Consider the following 25,192-nt stretch of genomic DNA (forward strand, 5'->3'; position numbering starts at 1 on the left):
TCAGAACTGCGGAAGCCGTACCACCTGGACGAAGAACTCGTCGATCTGCCGGACCGCGTTCATGAACTGGTCCAGGTCGACAGGCTTGGTCACGTAGGCGTTCGCATGCAGCTTGTAGCTGCGCAGGATGTCCTCTTCTGCCGACGAGGTGGTGAGCACGACCACCGGGATGTGGCTGAGGTCGGCGTCGGACTTGATCTGCTCCAGCAGCTGCCGTCCGTCATACTTCGGCAGGTTGAGGTCCAGCAGGATCAGATCGGGACGGGGCGCGCCTTCGTATACTCCGCGCTGGTAGAGGAAGTCCAGCCCCTCCTCGCCGTCGTGGGCTACGTGCAGGTTGTTCTTGATCTTGTTGTGCTCGAAAGCCTCGCGTGTGATCAGCTCGTCACCGGGGTCGTCCTCGATGAGCAGGACATCGATGGCGCGTTCGGCGGGTGTCATGTCGGCGATTCTTCCAGGGACTTGTCCGCGGTGTCATCCGCGGTGACCGGGAGGGTGAACCGGAAACGGGTGCCTTCGCTGAATTCCGTGTCGATCCAGATGGTGCCGCCGTGGTGCTCCACGATCTTCTTGCACAGCGCCAGACCGATTCCGGTGCCGGTGTAGGCATCACGGCCGTGCAGACGCTGGAAGATCACGAAGACCTTGTCCGCGAACTCCGGCGCGATGCCGATCCCGTTGTCCGTCACCGTGATCGACCAGTTCTGCGATTCGCCGTCGGCGATCTGCTCACACTCGATGGCGATGTGCGGCGCCGTATCCTCCCGGCGGAACTTCACAGCATTGCCGATCAGGTTCTGCCACACCATCGTCAGCAGGGTCGGGTCGCCCTTGACCGACGGCAGACCGCCGGTGGGTCTGTCGACGATCGCCCCGGACTCCTCGACCGATGCGGACAGATTTCCCAGCGCGGCATCCAGCGCCGCGTCGAGATCCACATCGGATTCGGTCGCATTGAGCCTGCCGACACGGGAGAAGGTCAACAGGTCGTTGATCAGCACCTGCATGCGCTTGGCGCCGTCGACCGCGAAGCCGATGTACTCCTTACCCCGTTCGTCGAGCTGATCGCCGTACCGCTTCTCCAACAGCTGGCAGAACGATGCGACCTTGCGCAGCGGTTCCTGCAGGTCGTGAGACGCGACATACGCGAACTGCTCGAGCTCGGCGTTCGACCGGCGCAATTCCTCGGCATGGACGTCGAGCGCGTCGGTCGCGGCGCGCGACCCCTCGAGCTCGGAGACGATGCGTTGCCGCATGTGCTCGACGTCGAGGCTGATGAGCCGGATGTCGCGGGGTCCGTGCGGGACGATCCGTTCGCCGAAGTTCCCCTCGGCGATGCGCCGGCAGGCAGCCGCCAGGGCGTCCAGCGGCCGGACCAGCGCGCGGCGCAACACCACCGCGAGCAGCACGATGGTCAGCCCGAAGGTGACCGCCATCGCCAGCAGGATCGCGTTGCGCAGCGTGCGCGACCTCTCCAGCTCGGCGACCCCGTCATTGCGGGCCTGCGCCAGGTGTTCATTCTGGGTGTCGAAGAGGGTGCGCAGCGTGTTGGAGTAGTTCTTGCCGATCTCGGTCAGCGCGGGGTCGACCGGACCGGGCGTGCCGGGACGCACGTCGGCGATCACCGGTTCGGCGTACTCGACGCGCCAGGCTCCGGACGCCTGCTCGATCGCGTCGAGGTCGTCGAGCAGGTCCGGACGGTTCTGTTCGAGTTGGCGGATGTTCGCGGCAGCCTCCTGCTCCACGACCCGCCCCTCGTCGTAGGGGAGCAGAAACTGCTGGTCCGCGGCGATCAGATAGCCACGCACCGCGGTCTCCTGGTCCCGCAGCGCCGCCTGCAGCTGATAAGCCGCCACCCGAGCCGGCTGGATGTTGTTGATCAGTTGCCCGGACAACTGGTCGGTGCGGTGAAGCAGCACCGACACCGCGATGCCGCCGACGAGCACCACCAGCCCCATGACGGCCAGGACGACGTACTGCCAGCCCTGCACGGTCAGGGCGCGTACCCCTCGCTGATCGGGGCTCATCGGCGCGGCGTCCGCTCCACGCGCACGACGGCGATGTCGTCGCTGATCCCGCCGTGCGACGCCGCACGCGCCTCGACGCCGTTGATGAGTGCGTCGACGAACTCGCGGCCCGGCAGATGGGCCAGCGAGCGTGCCATTTCCAGCAGCCCCTCCTCGCCCAGGCGCTCGTTGCCGCGTCCGATATGGCCTTCGAAGAGTCCGTCGGTGAGTAGCACCAGTCCCATTCCCTCGGGCAGCTCGAGATGCTGCGGAGCCCAGTCGCTGCCGTGCAGCCCTAGTGCGGGACCGCCCGGCGGCTCGACCCATTCGACGGTGCCGCGGCCGTGCAGCAGCATGCCCGGGTGGCCGGCCCGCACCGCGGTGACCGTGGACCCGGTCGGCGGAATCCGCAGGCTCAGCACCGTCGCGAAGATGCCGCGCCCGGCACGCTCGGCGCGCAGGATCCTCTCCAGCTGCCGCATCCGGTCCGATCCGTGCAGGCCGGCGAACGTCAGCGCGCGCCACGCGATGCGCAGGGCCACCCCGAGCGCGGCCTCGTCGGCGCCGTGGCCGGCGACGTCGCCGATCATGACGTGGACGGTGCGGTCCGGTGTCTGCACGAAGTCGTAGAAGTCTCCGCCGAGCAGCGCGTTCTCCCGGCTGGGCCGGTACTGGGTGACGATCTCGACGCCGGGATCGTCGAGCAGCAGCGGAGACGGCAGCAGGCCTCGCTCAAGCCGGGCGTTCTCCCGGGCGCGCAGCTGACTGGCGTGCAGATCGACGGTGGTGAGCTCGGCACGCTTGCGCTCGATCGCGTAGAGCACGGCCCGCCGCAGCACCTCGGAATCGACTCGACCCTTGATGAGGTAGTCCTGGGCGCCGGCGGAGACCGCCGAGACACCGAAGTGCTCGTCGTTGAGTCCGGTCAGCACGACGACCGGGATCGTCGCATCCTGTTTGGAGATCCGGTTGAGACCGTCGATGCCGGTGGTGTCGTGCAGATGGAGATCCAGGAGCACACAGTCGGGCCGGGCGATCGCGATCTCCTGCTCGGCCTTGGCCATCGATTCGGCCCAGACCACGTCGATGTCGACGCCGGCGTCGGCGATCAACTCTTCAACCAGGATCGCGTCGGCGCGATCGTCCTCCACCAGCAGTAGCGACAACATCTCGCCGTCAGTCGGTGCAAGCATGTTCCCCCGCACCCTCGCCGGCGCGCGCACGGCGCGAGCCAATGTGTTCGATTGACAATTCCTGAGGAGGATACCTGGGCGACATGCCGCGCGGACGACATCACGCGCGGCGTTGCGGACCGTCGGGACGTACTGCCGCTGGTAACGTCCGACCGGTCGCCGGTAATCGTTGAGTGGGGCCGCTGCGCCGTGAGACCGGCCTGGGACAGACACCGCCGAATGTTGACGAAATGAGTCGTGTGCGCACCGGAGAGATCAGAGCCTTGTCCGGCTTGCGCATCGTCGCCGCTCTGTGGGTCGTCCTGTTCCACTTCCGTCCGATGCTCGCCGAGGCCGCGCCCGGCTTCACCAGCGCCCTGGCCCCGGTGCTCAACGCGGGCGCCCAGGGGGTGGACCTGTTCTTCATCCTCAGTGGATTCGTGCTCGCGTGGAACTACCTCGACCGCATGGGCGACTCCTGGTCGACGCGGTCGACGCTGCGGTTCCTCTGGCTGCGGCTGGCGCGCGTCTGGCCCGTCTACCTGGTGACCATGCACCTGGCCGCCGCGTTCGCGGTGTTCACGCTTTACATCGGCGGGTTCCCGCTGCCACCGCCGGTCATCGAGTCCCTCAACGCGCTGAGCTGGCTCAAACAGGTCTTCCTCGTCCAACTGTGGTTCCAGCCGTATTTCGACGGATCGAGCTGGAACGGCCCCGCGTGGTCCATCAGCGCCGAGTGGCTGGCCTACCTGCTCTTCGGCGGCCTGGTGCTGATCATCTTCCGGATCGCCTCGGCGACGCGCGCCCGCGGCCTGATGTGGCTGGCCATCGCGGCGGCACTGGCGCCGACCCTGCTCCTGCTGGCCCACGGCGTCTTCTACACACCGTGGAGTTGGCTGCCGCGCATCATCATGCAGTTCACCGCCGGAGCGCTCGCCTGTGCCGCGGTGCGCAAGCTCGTCCTGACCGAGAGCACCAGGAGGGCGGCCGGAATCGCGTCACTTCTGCTCGGCGTGGCGATCGTCGGCGGGCTGTACGCACTGGACACGTGGCCGCCGGGGGACATGCTGGACGCGGGTGGGCTGGTGGACGTGCTGTTCGTACCGCTGGTGATCGCACTGTCCATCGGCGCGGGCACGCTGCCGGCGTTCCTGTCGACCCGGGTGATGGTCTATCTCGGCCACATCTCGTTCGGGCTGTACATGGTGCACGAGATCGTGCACACGATGTGGAACTGGGCGGTGCTGCAGTTCGACATCGTGCTGACGCCGAGCTGGTGGGCAAAGCTCGTCGTGCTGGGCCTGATCTTGTTCGCCGGGATCGCTGCAGCGGTGCTCTATCACGTGGTGGAGGAGCCGGCCCGGCGCTGGATGAGGCGGATGATCGAGCCGGAGCGGCCGCGCGCCGCCGCGGCTTCGGAGCCCTCCACCGGTAGGCTTCAGTCCGTCGCGGCCCGAGCCGGGTGACGGTTCGGTCAGCGGCGCGTCGTCGGGGCAGTAATCGTCCGCCAACCTTAGGCTGGTGTAGTGAGTCGCGTTCTGACACTTGTGCTTTGCGTCGCTGTGTTGTTCAGCGCCGGGTACGCCCACGCTCCCGGATCTCAACAGCATGAGGTGCGCTACACCGATTTCGCCCGCAACCGCGTCGCCATCATCGGGGACTCGTACACGACCGGTAGCGACCAGGGCGGCAACGGACCGCAGGGCTGGACACCGCAGGTGTGGGAGGCGCTGACCGATCACGGCATCGCGGTGACCCCCACGGTTGCTGCCGAGGGCGGCGCCGGGTACTGCACGCGGGGCAACCGCGGCGGCGTCTTCGAGGACCTGACCGTGCGCGCGGTGAAGCCCGACGACGTGCTGGTGGTGTTCTTCGGGTCCCGCAACGACATGCAGGTCGATCCCACCCGGCTGTCCGTCGCGATGTACGGCACACTGCGACTGGCCCGCCAGATTGCGCGCTCGGCCGAGTTGCTGGTGATCGGGCCGCCCTGGCCGACGACGACACCGCCGCCGGAGGTCCTGCGAATCCGCGACGTACTCAGCTATCAGGCCGACCTCGCCGGTGCGACGTTCGTGGACCCGATCGCCGCGCGCTGGTTCGCCGGCCGGCCCGAGCTGATCGGCAAGGACGGAGTGCATCCGACCGACGCCGGGCACGCCTACATGGCGGCGAAGATCGCTCCGCTGATCAGTGCGAAGCTGCACCCGTTCTGATCCGGCCGAGTCGCTGTTAGGGTTCGCTCGTGATCCGGAACGTGGTGCTGGCCAAGTTGACAGCGGGCTACGACGCCGCCGAGGTGGAAGCGATCCAGGACGGCCTTCGCGCGCTGAACACGCCGGGCACCGTGCGCTACACCGTCGGTACCGACGCCGCGCTGCGCGAGGGGAACTGGGACTTCGCGATCGTGGCCGACTTCGCCGACGTGGCGGCCTACCGCCGCTACGACGAGGACGCCGCCCACAACGCGCTGCGTGCCCGCCTGGCGCCGTTCGTCGAGCAGATCGCCCGCGCGCAGTTCGAGATCCCGGCGTCCTGAGCACCGACCTCACCGCCGTCCACTGCGCGCGGTGAGCGAAAGTTAACCCGTTCTCAAAGCGCCACGACGGCGGGTGTTACCGGTGGCGGCCACGATTTCGCGATGAGTATCTTCGACCGGATCGGTGGCGCTGCCGCCGTCACGGCAGCTGTCGACGACTTCTACCGGAGGCTGATCGCCGACCCCGCGCTGACCCACTTCTTCGACGGTGTCGACATGAAACGTCTGAAGACCCACCAGCGTTCGTTCATCGCCGCGGCGCTCGGCGGGCCCGAACCGTACCTCGGCCGCTCGATGCGGGAAGCGCACTCCCACCTGGACATCTCGGCGGCCGAATTCGACCGCGTGGTCGCGCATCTGGTCGCGACGCTGACCGACCTGGAGGTCAGTGCGTCGATCATCGAGCAGGTCGGATCGAAGCTCGCACCGCTCAAAGCCGAGATCGTCGCCGACAACCCCACCGCGCGTGCCGGCTGACGACGCGCGTCACCGACGGGTGGTGTAGCGCTCGACGAAAGACCGAAGGATCGCCATCGGGTGGGTCACGGTATGCCCGCGCGCAGCGCCCTTGAGTGACTCCGCCGTCTCGGGCGCGAAGTACCCGTGGTTCTTGTAGACGTCGATGCGGGTGCAGACGCCGTCGAGGTCGAGCTCGGGATGGAACTGCGTCGCGTACACATTCGCCCCGACACGGAAGGCCTGCACCGGGCACACCGGAGAGGTGGCGAGCCGGACCACACCCGGGGGCAGGCTCGTTGCAGCCTCCTTGTGTCCGCCGTAGGCGTCGAAGGTGTCCGGCAAACCGGCGAACAGGGGATCGGCACGCCCCTCCGGGGTGACCTGCACCGTGACCCCGCCGACCGGTTCACTGTGCGCCCGGTCGATCACCGCACCGACGGCCGTGCCGACGGTTCCGACTCCGTAACAGCACCCGAGGAACGGAAAATCGACGTCGATGACCTCGCGCAGCAGCGCGGCCAGTTCGGCTTCGACGCGCACCTGGGTCGCCGACTTGCCGGCGGCGTCGTCGCTGACGTTGTACGGGCCGCCGCCGAGGATGATCCCGGACCACTGCGACAGATCGACGGGGCCGAGTTCGCGGTGGGTGAGCCCGATCCGGTGCAGACCGGCCTCGTCGAGACCGCCGAATCGCATCACCGCCCGGTACTCGTCGTCGGCGGCCTCGTCCTCGTCGCGGATCGACAGCAGGAGAAACGGAGCGTCGGCCACGGCGTAAGGGTACGACTGCGCACGTCACTGCGACCGGCTGTACACCACCATCTCCCGCGACAACACCCGCCGGACACGCGCATCCCGACTGCACGCCACCGCGAACACGGTGAGCAGGATCCAGCTCAGCACCGCGCTGGCGAGCACCATCGTGAACGCGGCCCACGCGCCGCCGGCCAGTTCGGTGGACGCTGTGTACTTGGCCCACAGTCGCCAATAGATCATCAGGTTCACAGTCAGCCCGACGCCGTAGGAGATCGCGAAGGACAACAGGAACGGCTTCCACGTCCCGTCGTGCAGCCGCGCGGAGACCGGTTCGTGGCGTAAGGGAAACACGACCGACAACACGTTGCCGACACCCAGCCAGATGAGCACCATGGTCACCAACTGGTCGATCATCGGCACCGGATTGACATCGCCGGCCACCGAGAGCACACCGATCACCGGCAGGCCCGCGACCGTGATCATCGCGGCCATCGCCAGGTTCTTCGCCACCAGGATCCGCCACAGCGGGTCCCCACGCTGCAGCATCCCGCGGACCCTTGCCGCGTCGAAACACAGTGCGTTGGTGCAGATCACGCTGCCGACGACGGCGGAAAAGAGGTAGAGCGTGAGACGGCCTGCATCGTCATACCTGGTCAGCCCGGTGAAATGGTAGAAGGTCACCAGGGACAGCGCGATGGCCAGGGTGATCACGACGCGCGCCAGGATCGCACGCGGCCGGTCGGCCAGCAGGTGACGCACCTCCTCGATGACGGGCCGGGGGAGGGTCCCCAGTCGATGCACCCACGACCTCGCCGCGTCACCGCGCACGGGCGCACCCGCCGTCTGCGCCACCGCGCGCCGGGCAGCGGCCACGGCGATGACCGCCTCGGCGATCGCGGCCCGGGCCAGCCCGACCGCGACGACCGCATCCGCGTCGGCCTGGGTGGGCGACGTCGCCGCCGCCACCGCAGGAGTCGGCTGTGCCGCGCACCTCTGTGCCCGCTCCCGCCACAGCGGACCGGCTGCCGAGGCGGCGATGTCGGCGCCACCGGACATCGCGGCCAGCTCGGCGCGGGCACGTGCCTCGGCACGGAAGAGCGTCGCGTCGTCATCCCAGTCCGCCGACACGGCGGCCGCGTTCAGACGGTTCAGGGAGTCGGCGAGGTGGCGCAGCTCGTCGATCGGCATGGCGCCCACTCAATCACGTCGTCGACGAGCTAGCTTTGTCCGACAGTGAGAACGTTCATCGATTTCGACGACGCCCCGGTATTCGCCGTCCCGACCGCCTCCGGCGTGCGGGAGGGCGTGCTGCTCGACGGACCCCAGGGCTGGGGTGAGTTCAGTCCTCCCGCCGATGCCGACGACGAACTCGCCGCACGCTGGCTGACCGCCGCGATGGAGCCGAGCACCGTCGGATGGCCCGACGCGGTGCGCGGACGGGTGCCGGTGTCCGGTGAGGCGACGGCACGTGTCGTGGTCGCCGATGTCGACGACGCCGTCTCCCGGATCGCCGCGCTCGGATCGGTGGATCTGGTGGAACTCGTGTGCCGTACACCGCGGGACGCCTCGGAGGTCCGGCGCCGGGTGCAGGTCCCCGTGGCCGTCGATGCCGCTGTGGCCGCGGAAGACCCGCAGTGCGCGGACATCGTCGTGCTGCGGGCCGGACCTCTCGGGGGAGTGCGCCGGGCGCTGCGCCGCGCTGAACGGCTGGGACTGCCCGCGGTGGTGGCCTTCACCGGCACGACGAGTGTCGGGCTGGCCGCTGACGTCGCCCTGGCCGCGGTGCTGCCGGACCTGCCGTTCGCGGTGGGCCCGGTACCGGAATGGCTGCACGACAACGACGTCGTCTCGGCGGCCCGCTCACTCGTGCCCTCCGACGGGTTCCTACCCGCCGCACCGATGCCCGCCGGTCCCGATCCCGAACGGCTGGCACGCTTTCGGGTCACCGATCCCGCCACCACGGCGCGGTGGCGGGACCTCCTGCACCGGGCCGCGGCGCTGCTGTAGCGCCCCTCAGTCCTGCTTGGAGATCAGGCGCGTCAACGCTTCCCGGTCCGGGGCGAGGAGTTCGTCGATCCGGGTCTGGTTCACGTCGGCGACGATGATCTCGCCGACCTCCTGGTAGACGTCGCTGAAGATGCCGTGCGACTTCATCTTCTCGGTCTGATAGATGTTGTCCTCGGTCGGCGTCACGTAGTAGACGATCTCCGCCTTGAACCGGTGGATCAGCCACAGGTGGATGACGTCCATCAGCCGCTTCTGCCGCAGGTGCTCGGCGAAGGTGTTCTGGTCGCGGACGGTCAGGATGCTGCGGCCGTGACGGTCCTTGATGGGGTCGACGACCACGTTGGCCAGCGGATCCTCGGAATCACCCAGGATCTGCAGGTCCAGCACGTCCGACCCGGCGCGGCGCGGCCGCAGCTGGACGTGCAGCCGCTCCGGCAGCTTGTTGTGCTCGCTCCACAGGGCCAGCCATTCCTCCAGCAGTTTCTTGGGCACCTCGGTCTGCACGAGGTGCTGATGCTGGGTCGATCCCTTGCCCATCGATTTCGTCGTCGCGGTCCGGCCCGACGACGCGGCCAGCGCCGCATCGCTGCGGGGGCCGCCGACGAGGGTTTGCGGTGTGCGGTAGGGGGATTCGACGAGTCGCATCTTGCGCTGCAGCCGCGCCAGCGCGAGCATGCCCTCCTGGCGCAGCGAGGTCGCGAACTCCTCGGACGCCACACCGTCGACCTGGTGTCCGCCGTAGGTGATGAAGTTGAAGACGAACCCCATCTTGCCGATCTCCTCGGGGAAGGCCCGCATCTCCTCGTCGGTCATCCCGGTGGTGTCCCAGTTGAACGACGGCGACAGGTTGTAGGCCAGCATCTTGTCCGGATAGACGGCGTGGATCGCGTCGGCGAACTGCTTGGCGTCGGCGAGGTCGGCGGTCTTGGTCTCCATCCACAGGATGTCGGCGAACGGTGCGGCGGCCAGAGACTTCGCGATCGCGTACGGGATGCCGCCGCGAACCTGGTAGTAGCCCTCAGGGGTCTTGACCCGCTCGCAGTCCCACGCGACGTCGGCGCCGAGCTCCTTGGCCTTCTCCCGCGCGGTGTACAGCGGCGCCCGCTCGGCGAACTCCCGCCACTGCGCGACGCTCATCGGCGACGGTTCGCCCTCACGTTCGCGGAACTCCAGCAGTTCGGCGACGGCTTCGCCGTAGGTGTTCAGACCGGCGTCGTCCTGCCATGCCTCGACGAACCTCGACTCGACCTTGTCGAAGGCGGCGTCGAGCGAGGCTTCGGTACCGTCCTGCCATGCCGCCGCGGTCTGGTCGACCAGGTCGAGCACGCCCTGGCGCTGCAGCCACGCCTCGGCGGTGGCGTACTCCCCGTCGGGCAGCGCGTAGAGGAGGTGCCCGTTGAGCTCGGTGACGCCCTTGTCGTAGAACCGCCGCATCATCGCCAGGTAGCACGATTTGTACGACGGGATCTTCAGGTTGGTGGCTCCGAGCAGGAAGGGCTGGTCCCGTTCGTCGGCGCGACTGTCGATCAGGTTGGCCGCCTCGGCATCGGTGCGGGCCACGATGATGCCGGGCACCCGCATGATGTCGAGTTGGAAGCGGGCGGTGTTGAGCCGCTTGATCTGTTCGTCGGACGGCACCAGCACCTTGCCGCCCTGGTGACCGCACTTCTTCGTGCCGGGGCGCTGGTCCTCGATGTGGTATCCGGGCACCCCGTTCTCGACGAAGCGTCGAATCAGGTTGCGTACGTGAGGATCTCCGCCGTGTCCGGTGTCGGCGTCGGCGATGATGAACGGCCGGTAGTCGTAGGCGGGCGTGGTCGCTTGCTGTTCCGGGGTCATCTGCAGCCGCAGGTACTGCTGGTTGCGGTCGGCGGTCAGCAGCGCGCGCACGATGCCGGCGGCCTCCTCCGGTACCTGACTCAGCGGATAGCTGGCGAGGTCGGGGCCGGGATCTTCGCTGATGGACCCCTTCGCCGACGTCGCCCAGCCGCCCAGATAGATACCCTCGATGCCCATCCGCTTCATCACCACGGCCTGACCGGGGGAGTACGGCCCGAACGTGGTGATGCTGCGGCCCTGGCCGAACAGCTCCCGCAGGTGGGGGAAGAACGCGGTCGCCGCCTCGCGGGCGACCGGATAGTCGGCGGGGATGGTGCCGCGCTGTTCGGCGACCTGACGGGCCGTGTAGAGGCGGATGATGCCCTCGAACCGGGGGCTGTCGAAATAGCGCTGCGTCTCGACGACGTCACGCTCGAACGGAGTCTGCGACTGGAGGTCAGCTTCGATGATGGCCATAGCCCACCCTACGGCGCGGACGGCGCCGCGCGGAGGGCGTTGGGGCGGCGGACGGGACTTATTTCGTCCCGAACAGACGATCACCCACGTCGCCGAGGCCGGGCAGGATGAACCCGTGCTCGTCGAGTCCGTGGTCGATCGCGGCGGTGTAGATCGGCACCTCGGGGTGGGCTCCGGTCAGCGCCGCGACGCCCTCCGGACAGGTCACCAGGCATACGAACTTGATCGACTTCGGCCGGTGCTCGCGCAGCCGGTCGATCGCGGCGATCGCGGAGTTCCCGGTGGCCAGCAGCGGGTCCAGCACGATCAGATCCCGCTCGTGCAGGTCGCCGGGCATTTTGAAGTAATACTCCACGGCCACACGGATTTTCGGATCGCGGTAAAGGCCGATGTGGCCGACCCGGGCGGACGGAACCACGTCGAGCATCCCCTCGAGGAGGCCGGTGCCCGCGCGAAGGACCGACACGAAGACCACCTTCTTGCCGTCCATCACGTTCCCGGTGGTGATGCCCAGCGGGGTCTCGACCTCGATCTCCTGGACGGCCACGTCGCGCATCACCTCGTAGGCCATCATCGCCGACACCTCCCGCACCAGCCGCCGGAAGCTGTTGGTGGACGCCTCTTTCCGCCGCATCAGCGTGATCTTGTGCTGCACCAGGGGATGGTCGATGAGGTGCACGCCGCCGTTCGTCATCAGAACACCGTGCCATCGCTGGCGACCTGCAGCGGCGGCGACCCGCCGCGCAGGCGCTGTGCCGACGCGCGTCCGGCCGCCCAGGTGCCGCCCTCGAGTACACAGGCCAGCGGCAGCTGCGGGGCACCGAGCCCGGTGCGGACCAGCGGCGCGAGTTCGTCGAGCAACGCGACCGTCAGCGCGCGCCACTCGACCACCAGCTCGTCGCCGGGGTGCCAGGTGCGCGCGGCGGCGTGCTGGTCACGCAGGCCGAGCACGCCCGTGTCCAGCAGGAGGCCACCGTTGCGGTATTCGGGCAGTCCGGTCAGCGCATCGATGTCGAGCACCTCGACACCGGCCCAGACGAACGGCTCGATCAGCGAATACGTCAACCACTGCGACAGCTTGTGCAGCGGGACCCACCCCGCCGTCAGCCCCGGCCCTTGCACGGCGTCGTGACGCCAGCAGTCCCCGACGGGCACCTCACCGATTCTGTTGTCCGACGGCCAGATCGGCGACAGTGTCACCAGCAGCCGGGTCAGGATGTCGTGGGCGCGCACAGTCCCGCCGCGGCCGAGCAGGTCGAACAGTCCGCCGGGTCGGCCCTCGTCACCGAAATCGCCCGGCTGGCTCGCCAGCGCGTCGCCGAGGCGGTGCATGAGCGTCACCCGGCCGGCGAGGCCCACGAGTGGGTTGTCCGGCCTCACCTGCAGCATCTCGGCGAGCCGCTCCTCGGTCAGGCCGCGCAGGCCGTCGGCGTCGACCCGCAGGGGCCGGTGCGGATCCCCGGAGAACACACCCGAGACGAAGCCGTGCCAGCTGGCCACGCCCAGACCTTCGGAGCGGGTGTACCGGGTGACCTCGCCGCCGCGGGATTCCACGCCGCGGGATTCTACGAACCCCCAGTCAGCGCCGGCGCCGGCGTCGAGCAGCACACTGACCACCGCCAGGTCGATTCTCGCGCGCGCCCGCTCGGCGTCGTCCGTCCCGGCCAGCAGCGCGTCCAGTTCGGCCCCGCGGTCGACGCCGCCGGCGTCGAAATGCCGCCATCGGCTGTGAAACGGTATGTCCAGGTTGGGGTATCGGGTTCGGGTGACGGCGACGACGTCCTCGGCGGCGGCGGGCAGTGCGTCGTCGTGCACGGTGAACCACCGCGACCGGCCGCGACGCGCACGGTCCAGCAGCTGCGCCGAGCGGGTGCGCACCGCGTCGGTGCTCTGCAGCGCAGCCACCGCCTCGGCGGGGGAGGTCACGGGTGCAGCCCCCGGCCCTTGGCCTTCTTCAGCTCGTCGGTGTCGGGGACGACACCGGCCGTGTAATAGCCGGCGGCCGTCTTGGCGTCGATCTCGACCTGTGCGTCGGCGGGGATCAACTCGTCCGGAATCGACACCCGCTCGCCGACCTCGATACCCGAGCCGGTGATCGCGTCGTACTTCATGTTGCTCATCGACACCAGCCGGTGGATGGTACGGATCCCGAGCCAGTGCAGCACGTCGGGCATGAGCTCCTGGAATCTCATGTCCTGTACGCCCGCCACGCATTCGGTGCGGGCGAAGTACTGGTCGGCGGTGTCACCGCCGGCCTGCCGCTTGCGCGCGTTGTAGACGAGGAACTTCGTCACCTCGCCGAGTGCCCGACCTTCCTTGCGCGAGTAGGCGATCAGGCCGACGCCGCCCCGTTGCGCACCCTGGATGCATTCCTCGATGGCGTGGGTCAGGTAGGGCCGGCAGGTGCAGATGTCGGAGCCGAACACGTCCGAACCGTTGCACTCGTCGTGCACCCGCGCCGTCAGCTCCACCGACGGATCGGCGAGGTCGCGCGGATCGCCGAAGATGTAGATCGTCTGCCCGCCGATCGGGGGGAGGAAGACCTCGAGGTCCGAGCGGGTGACGAGTTCGGGATACATCCCGCCGGTCTCTTCGAAAAGCACGCGGCGCAAATCGGATTCGCTGCAGCCGAAGCGCCGCGCGACGCCGGGCAGGTGCCAGACCGGTTCGATCGCCGCCTTGGTCACCTGCGCGGCGCCGGTGCTCAGCAGGACCCGCCCGTCGGGGGTAAGCCTGCCTCTGGCGAGGGCGTCGTGCACTTCGGGCAGGATGACCTGCGCCTTGGTGACCGCGATCGTCGGCCGGATGTCGACTCCGTCGGCGATCTGTCCGCGGAACGCGTCGGCGACCATGGCGCCCCACGGATCGAGGCTGACGATCGTCTCCGGGTCGGCCCACTGCGGGTACGGACCGATCACGTCGGTCGGCGAGGTGTTGGTCAGGTCGGCGCGATGCTCGCGCGACAGCGCGCCCGCGGCGACCGCGAGTGCGCGGTACACGCCGTAGGCGCCGCTGTGGGTGCCGATGACGTTGCGGTGCGCCCGTGTCGTCGTGGTGCCGACGACGGGGCCGCGCTCCGCGGCCGTGGCCGCGCCCCACTGCAGCGCCGGCGCATCCGCGCCTCCACTGTGCGACGTCAACCTGATGTGCCCGCCGGGCATAGCGCTCCTCGCTGGAGGGGAGTCGCCAGCATAGTCGGGCACGTCGCACCGCGCCGGTCGGATCAGACGGGCCAGGCCTCGCGCCGGTAGGCCGCGTCGAAGAACATCCATTCGTAGCGCGACGTCGTCACGAAATGCGCACGCGCTGCTGCCTCGTCGGCCGCGGCGAGGCCCGGGGCGGTGCGGTCGGCGAGCTCCAGCACCTCGGCGACGGTGGCGGCGAACTCGTCGCCGCCGTAGCTGTCGATCCACTGCTGGTACCTCGGATCGGCCGAGCCCCGTTCCGCGAGAGCCGCGCCGACCTCGGCGTAGATCCAGTAGCAGGGCAGCACCGCGGCCAGCCCGTCGGCGAAGCCGCCGGCGTGCGCGGTGGCCAGCAGGTAACTCGTGTAGGCCTGCGTCGTCGGGGACACCGGCACGGCGTCGAGGTCGGACGCGGACAGGCCCAGGGCGGGCAGCAGCTCACCGTGCAGTTGCAGTTCCACGTCGAACACCTCGGCGGCGTGTCTGGCGAACATCGCCGTGGTGGACAGGCCCGGGGCCTTCGCCGCGACGACGGCCAAGGCGCGGGCGTAGGCGCGCAGGTAGTGGACGTCCTGGGCGACGTACCCGGCGAAGACGTCTCCCGGCAGGCTGCCGTCGGCCAGTCCGGTGATGAACGGGTGGGCGATGATGCCGTCGTAGATCGGAGCGATCTCCGCCCACAGTGTTCTAGTCCACGTCGTTCTCGTCCACGTCTGCGTCCCCGTCGCCGACGGGGTTGTGGATCCGTTCTGGCGGTGGGCGGAACCGATCTGGGGAGCCACGGGCATGTCGGATGTCCTTTCGGCGATGAGTTTGCGGCGGCGGACGGGTCGGTACCGGTGTCCTGTGAGAACCAACCCGCCGGAGGCTGACTGTAATGACTGAGAACGCTGCGATGCCGCCCATCGTCGGCGCCGACGTGTGGCGTGCGGCTCTCGACGACCTGCGGGCCCGCGAGAAGGCCGCGACGCGTGAGCTCGATGCGATCGCCGCGCAGCGCCGTCGGCTCCCGATGGTGCAGATGCCCGACTACACGCTGATCGGCGCCGACGGCCCGGTGAGCCTGGCCGACATCTTCGACGGTCGCTCCCAGCTGATCGTCTACAACCACATGTGGACCGACGGTGCCGAATGGCAGTGCGGCGGCTGCACGGGCTACACCAGTCAGTTCACCCGGCTGGATTTTCTCGCCAACTACGACGCGCGGTTCGTCATCGTGACCGCGGGGCCGATCGAGGAGGCACTCGCGTACCGCGAGAAGGTCGGCAACACGATGGAGTGGTACTCGTCGTCGGAGAGCCCCTTCTCCGCGGACGTCGACGCCGCACCGGGGACGGGTTTCGCGGTCAACGTCTTCCTGCGCTGTGCAGGTCCGTCGGGCGACACCGTGTTCCGGACGTGGCACACCAACGGCCGTGGCACAGAACAGCTCAGCCACACGTTCCCGTTGATCGACATCCTGCCGTGGGGCCGCCAGGAGGTCTGGCAGGATTCGCCGGACGGCTGGCCGCAGAGCCCCACCTACTCGAAGTGGCTGGACTCGCCGGACGTGGCACGCCTCTACGGGTCCTGACCCCGGCGCGACGGGACGGGACGCGCTTGGCAGACTGTGCCCATGGCACAGATCACTTTGCGTGGAAACCCGATCAACACCGTCGGAGAGCTGCCCTCGGTCGGCTCCGCGGCACCTGGCTTCACGCTCACCGGAACGGATCTCGGCACGGTCAGCGACGAGCAGTTCCGCGGCAAGCCCCTGCTGCTCAACATCTTCCCGTCGGTCGACACCCCTGTCTGCTCGGCGAGCGTCCGCAAGTTCAACGAGGCGGCGGCATCCAGCGGTGTGACCGTGCTGAACGTCTCCAACGATCTGCCGTTCGCGCAGAAGCGCTTCTGCGGCGCCGAGGGCATCGAGAACGTGACGTCGGCGTCGGGATTCCGCGACAGCTTCGGCGATGATTTCGGGATCAAGATCGTCGACGGCCCGATGGCCGGACTGCTCGGCCGCGCGGTGGTCGTGGTCGATGGCGACGGCAAGGTCACCTACACCGAGCTCGTTCCCGAGATCGGTCAGGAGCCCGACTACGACGCCGCTCTCTCCGCGCTCAAGGCGTGACGCGCGGCACACCCTAGAGGGCGACGCCCCGGCATAGGTCACTGTTCGGTTCCGGTAGCGCATCTGCTTGGACAGGCGTCCTGCGACGACGGAAATACACCACCTCAGGTGGTGTAGAAGTGGTCATAGTGACTTCTGTTAACAACTGAGTCCAGCGTCGACCCCGGCGCTGGCGTGCCGGAAAGCAGGAACGTGCCATGCGACGCCTCTACGTCTTCGTGATCGCTCTCGCTCTGGTGTTGGCGACACCGGGTGTGGCGACGGCTCTGCCCGGGCGGTCGGCGACCAACCAGAAAGCGGTCGAGGCCGTCATCGCCCGCGCAATGTCGCAGCGCGGGGTTCCGTTCGCCTACGGCGGAGGCGGAGCGTCGGGCCCGAGCAAGGGCACCGTCGCGCTGCCCGAAGCCGCGCCGGCCGTACCGGACCAGGCCGAGATCGATGCGCAGGCGCTCAGGGAGTCTCCCGGACTCAATCTTCCGGGCGTCACGCCGAACGTCGCGGTGCCGACACTGCCGGCACCGCCCGCTCCGCGCGTCGAGGTGGTCGGCTTCGACGCCTCGGGGCTGATGGTCTATGCGTTCTCCGGCGTCGGTGTGAAGCTGCCCCGCTCGTCGGGGGAGATGTACAAGGTCGGCCAGAAGGTCGCCCCCGCGCTGGCGATGCCCGGTGACCTGATCTTCTACGGCCCCGAGGGCACCCAGAGCGTCGCACTGTTCATCGGCAACGGTCAGATGGTCGAGACCACCGACACCGGTGTCGCGGTGTCGCCGGTGCGCACCAACGGCATGTCGCCGTACCTGGTCCGCATCATCGCCTGACGGGCGCGGCCGGGAACCTCAGGGCGCCACCGCGCCCGGCACCTTGTAGACGAACGACTTCTTCTGCCGCTGCTTCATCTTCTCCAGCACCTGGTGATGCTTGCGGGCGTGGTAGGCCAGCGGGAAGTAGGTCAGCCGGTCGGGTAGAACGCGATACGCCAACCGGATCAGCGCGTAGATGCGCATCAGCCGGCGCTGCTCCTGCGGGCTCCAGGTGACGCCCAGTTTTGCCCGCAACCTCGGGTCCAGCAGCCCGACGATCGACAGGTAGTTGAGCCGCAGTCCCGGGCGCGCCAGCGCGCGGGCGACCGGGTGGAGCAGCCTCGGCACCGATGGAGGCAGGTCGACCCGACCCGTCGTCAGATCCTCGATGAGCCGAAGCGCCTGAGGCGTGCCTTCCAGCCTGTCGATCCAGGACTCGAAGTATTCGTCCATCTCGGCGATCGTCTTCGGATAGCCACGCATCGGCACGTGCAGCAGGCGCGCGAGTCGGCGGTTGTCGCGCAGCAGCTCGTCCTTCTCGGCGTCGGTGAATTCCCGGCCGATCAACAGCTTTCCGCCCTGCGCGGTGACGATGTAGCCCGTGGCGATGACCCATTGGTAGGACTCGGTGTTCAGCGCACTGATCTGTTTTCCCGTGACCGCGCTCGTCATCGTCAGCGGCTTGTGCATGGCACGCACCCGGTTACCCTCGGCCACCGCCTCGGTCCCGCCGTAGGTCCAGCGCAGCACCGAGTCGATCGACCTGATCGCGCGACCGCCCGGATCACCCTGGAACGCCGCGGAGTAGCGCCCGGTGACTTCGGCGATCACCGGTTCCATCGCCTGCATCATGAACGCGGCTCCGTCGACGATCAGGAAGGTCCACCGGCCGGTGTGTTCTGCGGTCAGGGAGTCCAGCGGTACCAGCTCGGGCGCACCCGGTTCGTCGACGTCGGCCATGGGGGCGGTGTCGAGCACGGTGTCATCAGTGGCGGTCATGGCGGTGCACTCCTGTGGTCTCGAAGGTCGCCCGAACGCTAATCTGACCCTCAGGTCGCATTCAAGTCGCGTAAGGAAACACCCATGAGCGCAGAAACTCACAGTTCAGGACGTCGGAAGGTGCCGAAACAAGACCGCTCCCGCGAGATGGTCGCAAAAATTGTGCAGACCACCGCCGCTCTGCTGATCAAGACGGAGCCCGAGCAGGTGACGACCAACCTGATCGCCGACCGCGCCGGCATCAGCAAGGGCTCGATCTATCAGTACTTCTCGGACAAGGAAGAGATCATCGAGGCCGCCGTCGAGCACCTGGCCGCTCAACAGGCGCCGGAGATCGAGGAGATGCTGCGGTCGGTGACCATGAGCCGGCCCGAAGTGGCGATGGAGTCGTCGATAGACATTCTCATCGACTTCACGATCGCCAACCGCCGCCTCATCCGCTACCTCGCCGAACGACCCGACCATGTCCGGACGTTCGAGGCCATCTCCGGGCTCAACGCGACCCTGCTCGCGATGGCGACGTTGCACATGGGTCACTACCGGGATCAGTACCGTGACGAACTGAGCCCGCGGGCGCTGGCGTGGCTGTTCTTCAACATGGCCGTCGCGACCACGTTGCGCTACATCGAAGCCGACGATCCGATCAGCCTCGACGAGCTGCGCAGCGGCTTGAAGTTCGCCTCGACCGGCCTGCTCGCCGGCGCGGTCTCGGGCGGACACGTCGGCGAGCCCGGACCCACATGAGCACGGCGTTGACGGGCATGTAGATTCCCCGATCTTCACATCGGCGTGCAGCAAACGCATCTGGCGACACCTCCGGCTCGGGTTCCGAACCTGGAGTCGGGTTCGCTGCATCCGGCCGGGCGATCGTGTCCTGGATAGTGAAAATAGTGATCTGTCCCACATTTCAAGTTAACGGCGTGTGTACGGTGCCGCAATATGCACTCCGCGTGCCCGCCGACTTATCCAGAAGTGGTGCAGTTTTGACGCTTGTCCATTAATCTCATGTCCGCCCGACTTTCTTCTCCGGCATTGCTGGAGCGCTATCAACGAAGGATCGCCCGTGCGCGGAATTCTCGCCGCAGCAGGTATTGCCGCAGTTGCTGCGAGCAGTGTCGCGCCGACTCCGTCGGTAGCGTTGGCAGCAAATGTCCTCACGGTGACCGGGTACACGTTCGGCGGGACGATCAAGTGGGACATGGACGAGATGTTCGGCGGCCGGTTCTGCTCGCAGAACTCGGGAAACTCGTGCACGCCGGTGCGCTACAACTCCGACCAGTCCGAGGGCGGAGAACAGGACGGGCTGCGCGCGCTCACTTCCGCCGTCACCGCGGCCTCGGGCCCGACGACTGTGCTCGGCTTCTCGCAGGGGGCGACGATCTCCGGTCTGTGGATCAGGGAGAACGCCGGTGAAGCCGACGCGCCCTCACCCCGCCAGTTGTCGTTCGTGATGGTCGCCAATCCGCACCGCCAGTACGGCGGCATCAGGCCCCACTACGACATCGGCGACTCGACGCCGACCAGCGACTACAAGGTCCTCGACATCGCGGTCGAATACGACGGCGCGGCAGACTTTCCCGCGAATCCGCTGAATCTGTTGGCCTTCGCCAATGCGCTGGCCGGGTTCCAGTACGTGCACGTCCCGGGGTACAACGAGCTCGATCTCGACACCGCGGAGAAGCTGGTCTGGGTCGAGGGGAACACCACCTACGTCCTGATCCGGCGGGAGAATCTTCCGCTGCTGGAGCCGCTGCGCAACCTCGGGCTGGGCGCGCTCGCCGACCAACTCAACGCGCCGCTCAAAGAGATCATCGATTCGGCCTACGACCGCGACTACCCCGACCTGGTGGACGAGGAGGACCACGCCGAGGTACTCCAGCAGGCGCTGGCGACCCGCGGGCGATCCACGGCGACCCTGTCGACGCGCATCAGCACCGCGGTCGAGAACGACATCGATCCCGAGATCGACAACACGGCCGAGATCGACAACACGACCGAGGTCGAGATCGAGGCCGATGCCGAGGTCGATATCGAGGCCGGGGATGATTCGGCGGCAATCGAATTGGACGACGACGCGTCCGCGGACTCCGACCCCACGGGCACCGGGGATGCGTCGACGGGTCCCGCCGATTCGTCAGAGGATGCCGGCAAATCGTCCACGGATGCCGCTGATTCCGACGCCTCTTCGGACTCCGCGAAGCCCGATGCGAGCGAGGACCGGGGCGACCCGGGCGAGTAGCCGCCCGACCATCGACGGACCGCGGCCCGGCTAGGTGATCGCGATGAACGGGCTCATCACGTCGCGCACGAATTGCGCGATGTTGGTCGACGGGTTGTTGTCGGGGAAACTCACGGTCGCGAGCACGTTGCCTCCGGCGTCGGCGAAGATCCCGTCGGCACGGTCCTGATGCGAGGACGACGTGACCAGGATGATGCCCGACGCACCCGCCTGCTCGGCCAGCGGCACCGAGAACGCCGCGTTCTGCACGGTGCTGTTGGCCCGTTCCTCGAGGATGATGCGTTCGCGGGGAGTGCCGTAGAGCCGCAGCATCTTGCCCATCTGTTCGGCCTCGGTATTACCGTTGCGAGGGTTTCCACCCGTCACGATGATCGGGGCCTGCGGGAACATCTGCGCGACGGCGAGTCCGGCCAGCACCCGGGTGTGCAGGATCAGGCGCATCGTGCCGTCGGGTTTGAGGCCGTAGCCCAGGATCACGATCGCGGGTTTGGAGAAGTCCTTGGCCACGATCGGCGGTGCGGCGTGCGCGGTCGCGGCGGTGGACCCACCGAGCGGCACGGCACATGAGACGACGAACGCAGCGAGCACGGCCGCGCAGCGCGCCGCCGTGCCTCGACGTGAGCCGGATCGTTGAGTCATCAACCGGTTCATCGCCGCAAGAGCGCAACTCATTACGGTCGGGTCTCGAAGCGCCAACGATGCGTGATCATCGCGGGTTCGCATTGGCGCCGGCCGTGGCTGCGTGGTCTGGTGGAAGGTGATGTCCTCCCACAGATCATCTTCGTACCGCATCGCCATCGCCGGGGCCGCCTGCTGTTCGGCGGCGCTGTTCGTAGCCGTCGCGCCACCGGCGGCGTCCGCCCCTGCCTACGACAGCCAGGGCTATGTCGATTCGACGGCCCGCTGTTCGGAACCCGCGAGCGTGGTCGTGTTCGGCAGCACCGCGACGTCCCGGGTCGCGATCTGCGTGGACGCCGACGGCGCCTACCAGTACCGGGGCGTGCGGGTCCGCGACGGTGCCCGGCTGATCGCGCCGGCGTCGCAGTCCTCCGACGGCGCATTCACCGCCGTCAGGGACGGCGTCGAATACATGGCTTCGTCCGACGCACTGGTTGTCAGCATGGGGGAGAAGGTGATCCGCGACGAAGAGATGGTGGACTTCCATCGCGCCGGCACCGCGGGAACCCAGACGGAGTCCGATTCCACGTCGGCGCCCACGACAACCCCCACGTCCACACCGGTGCCGTCGAGCCGGACCGCCACTCCGTCCACGTCGTTGCCGCCGCCGCTGCCCGCCGAGGTCGGAGGCGGAGAGGAAGGCTGACAGCTCGCACCGGGACGTGTGGCCCGCCTCCTACAGATAGGGGTCAGCCCACGCGCTGATGATCCGGGCTGCGCGCGCCGCCTGGTTCTTCCCCGTGAGCAGGTGATCGGCACCCTCCAACGACACGAAACTGCGCGGGTGCCGCGCCGTCTGGAAGATGTCGCTGGCGTTGTCGATGCCGACGGTGTTGTCGGTCGGCGAGTGCATGACCAGCAGCGCCCGCCGCAGCGTCGTGATGCACTCCCGCAGATCCGCGGATCGGACGTCGTCGATGAAGTGCTTGCGCAGGGTCAGCGCCTTACCGCCCACCCGGAACGACGCCTCACCGTCGGACTCGATCCGGCTGAGCAGTGCGTCGTAGTTGCGCTCGACGTGGCTGGGCTCGAACGGCGCGCCGATGCTGGCCACCGCAGCCACCGACGGGCATCCGTGTGCGGCGGAGAACACCGCCGCGCCGCCGAACGAATGCCCGACGAGCAGGCGTACGTCGTGGCCGCGCTCGGTCATGAACTCCACGGCCCGGACGGTGTCGGCGACCTTGTGGGAGAACGAGCCGTCGCCCCAGTCACCCTCGGAATCACCGAGTCCGAGGTTGTCGAATCGCAGCATTCCGATTCCCTCGGACGCGAGCTGCTTACAGATCCGGCTTGCCGCGGGGCTGTCCTTGCCGAGGGTGAAACCGTGGGCGAACACGCCCCACCCCCGGGTCTCACCCTCGGGGAGGTCGATCAGACCGGCCAGCGTGGGACCACTGCTACTGGGGAAGTCGACGCGTTCTGCCACCCGCCCATCCTGTCATCGCGATCCGCGAGGGACACCCGGCAGTCGTGCACGAGGTCAATCGCGCGTTGCGTAGCGTCAGAAGCGACGCTAGGAGGGCCACACGGTGAAGATCCGCTTCGGAGTCGGTCTCGGGGCCGAGGTCGCGCCCCCTGAACTCCCGGCCGTCGTCGACCGGCTGGAAAGCACCGGTGTGGACTCACTGTGGCTTTCCGAGCTGGTCTATTCGCCGGCGGTCGAGCCGTTCGTCGGGATGGCCCATGCGCTGGGGCGGACCAGCAGGCTCAAGGTCGGCACCTCGGTGGCCGTCTTGCCGGGGCGCCACCCGGTTCTGGTCGCCAAACAGCTCGCGTCGCTGGCGGCGCTGGCCCCGAAGAGGGTGCTGCCGGTGTTCGGGCTGCGGTCGGCGATGCCCGCCGAACGCGAGGCGTTCGTCGTGCCCGCCGGACGGCGAGGGGCGGTCTTCGACGAGTCGCTGAGGTTGCTGCGCGCCTCCCTCGAAGGCCCGACCACTTTCTCGGGTGAGTTCTTCTCGGTGCGTGATGTCGAGGTACTCCCCAAACCTGCTTCCCACCTTGATATCTGGCTCGGAGGATCGAGCCGGGCGGGATACCGCCGGATCGGTGAGCTCGGCGACGGATGGTTGGGCAGTTTCGTCACGCCCGACGAAGCCCGCGACGCCGTGCGCACGATCCGGGCCTTTGCCGAAGCGGCGGGTCGTGAAGTACCCGAGGATCACTACGGGATCAATCTGGCCGTCGGTGACGGCGATCTACCGGCGCCGGTGATCGCGGCGATCCGCACGCGGCGGCCCGATCTTGACCCTGAGGAGCTGGTGGCCCGCGACTGGGCGCAGCTGCACCGCCGGCTCGACCGGTACATCGACGCCGGGCTGACGAAGTTCGTGATCCGGCCCGCAGGACGCGGCTCCATCGATGCCTTTCTCGACGCGTTCGTCACCGAAATCCTGCCGCGGGAGAACTGATCACCCACTCCCGCAACGCTTTCCGGTTCAGTTTTCCGCTGGGCAGCGTGGGTATGCGAGCGCTGTCGACGGGGATCCACCGGGTCGGCACCTTGAACGGCGACAACAACTCCCGGGTTCGCTCGGCCAATGTGGCGGTGTCGACGGTGTCACCGCTCGGAACGAGAACCGCGCAGACCTCCTCGCCCCGTTCGACATGGTCGATCCCGACGACGACGCATTGAGCGACCTCGTCGAAGCTCTCGATCACCGCTTCGACCTCCAACGGCGACACGTTGGCGCCCGAGGTCTTGATCAGCTCGGTGGTGCGACCGACATAGAACAGGCGGGGATCGCCGGCGCTGCGGTAGACACGGTCCCCGGTGTGATACCAGCCGTCGGCGTCGAAGGTATCGCTGCGTTCCCGCTTGTTGTATCCCGCCATCACCCCGACGCCGCGCACCCACAACTCGCCGACCGTGCCGTCGTCGACGGGTGCGCCGTCGGCGTCGACGATCTTCATCTCGGTGTAGGCGAATCCGCCTGCGGTCTCGGTCATCGTGCGGTGCACCGGAAATCCGTCGGGCACGTCCGTCATGGCGATGTCGAGTGGCCCGCTGCGCAACATCGGCACCGACGACAGGTCGCGTCGCGGAAAACTGGGGTGCTCACGCATCCGCTGGGTGAACGCGGGCCAGCCCACGATTCCGGTGGCCCGCTCGGCTTCCACGAGATCCAGCGCGGTGGCGGCGTCCAGACGAGGCATCACCAGAAGTGTGATCGGTTCGTGCAGGGCCCCCATCGCGGCGAGCACTCCGCCGATCCAGAAGAAGGGCATGGCCGACAGGATGACCGGATCGGCGGGGGAGCCGGTGACGGCCCTGATCGCGGCGGGCCACGTGGAGGTCTGCCGGACCAGGGTCCCGTGGGTGTGCAACACGCCCTTGGGATCGGCGGTCGACCCCGAGGTGTGCACCATGATCGCGAGGTCACCGGGGAAGACCTGCTTCTGCGCCGCGAGCAGGATGTCGGACGAGACGGTCTGCGCACCGTCGACGGCGGTGGCCCACGGCGCGTCGCTGTGCCCGGTGATCGCGATCGAACGCAGGTAGGGTGCCGCCGCGATCTGCAGGTGCGGGGTGCGGTGGCCCTCCAGGCCCGGTAGCGCCGCTTCGAGACGCTGCGCGACGTCGATGTCGAGCACCCGGTTCGGGGCGACCAGCAGGGCGACATCGGCGAGCCTGAGGACTTTGGCGATCTCGGCGGGCCGGTAGAGCGTGCTCAACGGCACGGCGAGGGCGCCGATACGCGAGACCGCCAGCCACCAGGTCACCCACTCGGTGTCGTTGGCGAAGAACAGTCCCACCCTGGTGCCCTTGCCGGCGCCGTTCGCGAGCAGCCAACGCGCCTTGTCCGCCGACTGTGCCTCCGCGTCGGCGTAGGTCAGTCGGGTGTCCGGTGTGCCGCCGGGGGTCACGACGTAGGTCCGCTCGCCGAACCGCCGGACGGCGTCGGTCAGCAGGGCGGGCACTGTGAGAGGGGTGTGGTCCACGG

General features: G+C 68.1%; 26 protein-coding genes. 12 read left to right on the forward strand and 14 right to left on the reverse strand.

Features of this window, described 5'->3' with window-relative positions; translation table 11 throughout:
• From DYE23_RS15345 to DYE23_RS15355, 3 genes are read right to left on the reverse strand one after another with little or no spacing between them, the layout of a single operon-like run.
• Entirely contained in the window at positions 1-441 is a 441-nt protein-coding gene (locus tag DYE23_RS15345) for a response regulator (protein WP_011894131.1), read from the reverse strand.
• A complete protein-coding gene (locus tag DYE23_RS15350) occupies positions 438-2,027 on the reverse strand; it encodes a sensor histidine kinase (RefSeq protein WP_115327566.1) in 1,590 nt (529 codons plus the stop codon). The genes DYE23_RS15345 and DYE23_RS15350 overlap by 4 nt, the downstream gene beginning before the upstream one ends.
• Positions 2,024-3,199, reverse strand: coding sequence for a PP2C family protein-serine/threonine phosphatase (locus DYE23_RS15355; protein WP_011894129.1), 1,176 nt, complete (start codon positions 3,197-3,199; stop codon positions 2,024-2,026). Before DYE23_RS15355 ends, DYE23_RS15350 begins: the two co-directional genes overlap by 4 nt.
• A gap of 230 nt (positions 3,200-3,429) precedes the next feature.
• Between DYE23_RS15355 and DYE23_RS15360 the strand changes: the two genes are divergently transcribed.
• The 4 genes from DYE23_RS15360 to DYE23_RS15375 all read left to right on the forward strand — a co-directional run bounded on the left by DYE23_RS15360 (position 3,430) and on the right by DYE23_RS15375 (position 6,194).
• Complete coding sequence (locus tag DYE23_RS15360; RefSeq protein WP_115327567.1) at positions 3,430-4,644, forward strand: acyltransferase family protein; 1,215 nt, start codon at positions 3,430-3,432, stop codon at positions 4,642-4,644.
• A 60-nt stretch (positions 4,645-4,704) separates the two neighbouring features.
• Positions 4,705-5,394, forward strand: coding sequence for an Rv0518 family GDSL lipase (locus tag DYE23_RS15365; protein WP_115327568.1), 690 nt, complete (start codon positions 4,705-4,707; stop codon positions 5,392-5,394).
• Between the two features lie 29 nt (positions 5,395-5,423).
• The gene (locus DYE23_RS15370; RefSeq protein WP_115327569.1) at positions 5,424-5,717 is read left to right on the forward strand and encodes a Dabb family protein; all 294 of its coding nucleotides are present in this window, start codon (positions 5,424-5,426) and stop codon (positions 5,715-5,717) included.
• Positions 5,718-5,819: 102 nt separating this feature from the next.
• A complete protein-coding gene (locus tag DYE23_RS15375) occupies positions 5,820-6,194 on the forward strand; it encodes a group I truncated hemoglobin (protein ID WP_011894125.1) in 375 nt (124 codons plus the stop codon).
• Positions 6,195-6,203: 9 nt separating this feature from the next.
• Here DYE23_RS15375 and DYE23_RS15380 read toward each other — a convergent pair whose 3' ends face one another.
• Together DYE23_RS15380 and DYE23_RS15385 are read right to left on the reverse strand one after the other, a co-directional pair.
• Complete coding sequence (locus DYE23_RS15380) at positions 6,204-6,947, reverse strand: glutamine amidotransferase (RefSeq protein ID WP_115327570.1); 744 nt, start codon at positions 6,945-6,947, stop codon at positions 6,204-6,206.
• Positions 6,948-6,971: 24 nt separating this feature from the next.
• Positions 6,972-8,120: an ABC transporter permease gene (locus DYE23_RS15385; RefSeq protein ID WP_115328989.1), complete on the reverse strand. Its 1,149-nt coding sequence runs from the start codon at positions 8,118-8,120 to the stop codon at positions 6,972-6,974.
• Positions 8,121-8,165: 45 nt separating this feature from the next.
• On the opposite strand from DYE23_RS15385, the gene DYE23_RS15390 reads away from it, so the two are divergent.
• Positions 8,166-8,939 carry an O-succinylbenzoate-CoA synthase gene (locus DYE23_RS15390; RefSeq protein WP_011894122.1) on the forward strand — a complete coding sequence of 258 codons (774 nt, stop codon included), beginning with the start codon at positions 8,166-8,168 and terminating at the stop codon, positions 8,937-8,939.
• A gap of 6 nt (positions 8,940-8,945) precedes the next feature.
• On the opposite strand, the gene aceA is transcribed toward DYE23_RS15390, so the two are convergent.
• From aceA to tenA, 5 genes are all read right to left on the reverse strand, one after another.
• Complete coding sequence (gene aceA / locus DYE23_RS31125) at positions 8,946-11,234, reverse strand: isocitrate lyase ICL2 (RefSeq protein ID WP_115327571.1); 2,289 nt, start codon at positions 11,232-11,234, stop codon at positions 8,946-8,948.
• 58 nt (positions 11,235-11,292) lie between these two features.
• A complete protein-coding gene (gene upp, locus DYE23_RS15400) occupies positions 11,293-11,928 on the reverse strand; it encodes a uracil phosphoribosyltransferase (RefSeq protein WP_011894120.1) in 636 nt (211 codons plus the stop codon).
• Complete coding sequence (locus tag DYE23_RS15405) at positions 11,928-13,160, reverse strand: URC4/urg3 family protein (protein WP_115327572.1); 1,233 nt, start codon at positions 13,158-13,160, stop codon at positions 11,928-11,930. The genes upp and DYE23_RS15405 overlap by 1 nt, the downstream gene beginning before the upstream one ends.
• On the reverse strand, positions 13,157-14,395 hold the full coding sequence (locus DYE23_RS15410; RefSeq protein ID WP_099961695.1) for a GTP cyclohydrolase II: 1,239 nt from the start codon (positions 14,393-14,395) through the stop codon (positions 13,157-13,159). The genes DYE23_RS15405 and DYE23_RS15410 overlap by 4 nt, the downstream gene beginning before the upstream one ends.
• A gap of 62 nt (positions 14,396-14,457) precedes the next feature.
• A complete protein-coding gene (gene tenA, locus DYE23_RS15415; RefSeq protein WP_115327573.1) occupies positions 14,458-15,207 on the reverse strand; it encodes a thiaminase II in 750 nt (249 codons plus the stop codon).
• Positions 15,208-15,296: 89 nt separating this feature from the next.
• Here tenA and DYE23_RS15420 point away from each other — a divergent pair, with 89 nt between their 5' ends.
• From DYE23_RS15420 to ripD, 3 genes are all read left to right on the forward strand, one after another.
• Positions 15,297-15,992: a DUF899 domain-containing protein gene (locus tag DYE23_RS15420; protein ID WP_115327574.1), complete on the forward strand. Its 696-nt coding sequence runs from the start codon at positions 15,297-15,299 to the stop codon at positions 15,990-15,992.
• 42 nt (positions 15,993-16,034) lie between these two features.
• Positions 16,035-16,532, forward strand: coding sequence for a thiol peroxidase (gene tpx, locus DYE23_RS15425; RefSeq protein WP_011894115.1), 498 nt, complete (start codon positions 16,035-16,037; stop codon positions 16,530-16,532).
• A gap of 197 nt (positions 16,533-16,729) precedes the next feature.
• The gene (ripD, locus tag DYE23_RS15430; protein WP_115327575.1) at positions 16,730-17,350 is read left to right on the forward strand and encodes an NlpC/P60 family peptidoglycan-binding protein RipD; all 621 of its coding nucleotides are present in this window, start codon (positions 16,730-16,732) and stop codon (positions 17,348-17,350) included.
• Positions 17,351-17,368: 18 nt separating this feature from the next.
• Here ripD and DYE23_RS15435 read toward each other — a convergent pair whose 3' ends face one another.
• Positions 17,369-18,331 (reverse strand): oxygenase MpaB family protein, encoded by a 963-nt coding sequence (locus tag DYE23_RS15435; RefSeq protein ID WP_172527784.1) that lies wholly within the window; start codon positions 18,329-18,331, stop codon positions 17,369-17,371.
• Positions 18,332-18,478: 147 nt separating this feature from the next.
• Here DYE23_RS15435 and DYE23_RS15440 point away from each other — a divergent pair, with 147 nt between their 5' ends.
• Positions 18,479-19,075: a TetR/AcrR family transcriptional regulator gene (locus DYE23_RS15440; RefSeq protein ID WP_041787878.1), complete on the forward strand. Its 597-nt coding sequence runs from the start codon at positions 18,479-18,481 to the stop codon at positions 19,073-19,075.
• A 415-nt stretch (positions 19,076-19,490) separates the two neighbouring features.
• Entirely contained in the window at positions 19,491-20,570 is a 1,080-nt protein-coding gene (locus DYE23_RS15445; protein ID WP_235660413.1) for a PE-PPE domain-containing protein, read from the forward strand.
• A 30-nt stretch (positions 20,571-20,600) separates the two neighbouring features.
• Here DYE23_RS15445 and DYE23_RS15450 read toward each other — a convergent pair whose 3' ends face one another.
• A complete protein-coding gene (locus DYE23_RS15450) occupies positions 20,601-21,209 on the reverse strand; it encodes a YdcF family protein (RefSeq protein WP_011894110.1) in 609 nt (202 codons plus the stop codon).
• A 121-nt stretch (positions 21,210-21,330) separates the two neighbouring features.
• Here DYE23_RS15450 and DYE23_RS15455 point away from each other — a divergent pair, with 121 nt between their 5' ends.
• Entirely contained in the window at positions 21,331-21,894 is a 564-nt protein-coding gene (locus tag DYE23_RS15455; protein WP_115328991.1) for a hypothetical protein, read from the forward strand.
• A gap of 30 nt (positions 21,895-21,924) precedes the next feature.
• On the opposite strand, the gene DYE23_RS15460 is transcribed toward DYE23_RS15455, so the two are convergent.
• Positions 21,925-22,677, reverse strand: a complete 753-nt coding sequence (locus tag DYE23_RS15460; RefSeq protein ID WP_011894108.1) for an alpha/beta hydrolase family protein — start codon at positions 22,675-22,677, stop codon at positions 21,925-21,927.
• Positions 22,678-22,780: 103 nt separating this feature from the next.
• Here DYE23_RS15460 and DYE23_RS15465 point away from each other — a divergent pair, with 103 nt between their 5' ends.
• On the forward strand, positions 22,781-23,659 hold the full coding sequence (locus DYE23_RS15465; RefSeq protein ID WP_115327577.1) for a TIGR03854 family LLM class F420-dependent oxidoreductase: 879 nt from the start codon (positions 22,781-22,783) through the stop codon (positions 23,657-23,659).
• On the opposite strand, the gene DYE23_RS15470 is transcribed toward DYE23_RS15465, so the two are convergent.
• Positions 23,631-25,190 carry a class I adenylate-forming enzyme family protein gene (locus DYE23_RS15470; protein WP_115328992.1) on the reverse strand — a complete coding sequence of 520 codons (1,560 nt, stop codon included), beginning with the start codon at positions 25,188-25,190 and terminating at the stop codon, positions 23,631-23,633. The two genes, DYE23_RS15465 and DYE23_RS15470, sit on opposite strands and share 29 nt — an antisense overlap.
• Positions 25,191-25,192: the final 2 nt, after the last annotated feature.

Source organism: Mycolicibacterium gilvum, from assembly GCF_900454025.1.
Lineage (GTDB): Bacteria > Actinomycetota > Actinomycetes > Mycobacteriales > Mycobacteriaceae > Mycobacterium > Mycobacterium gilvum.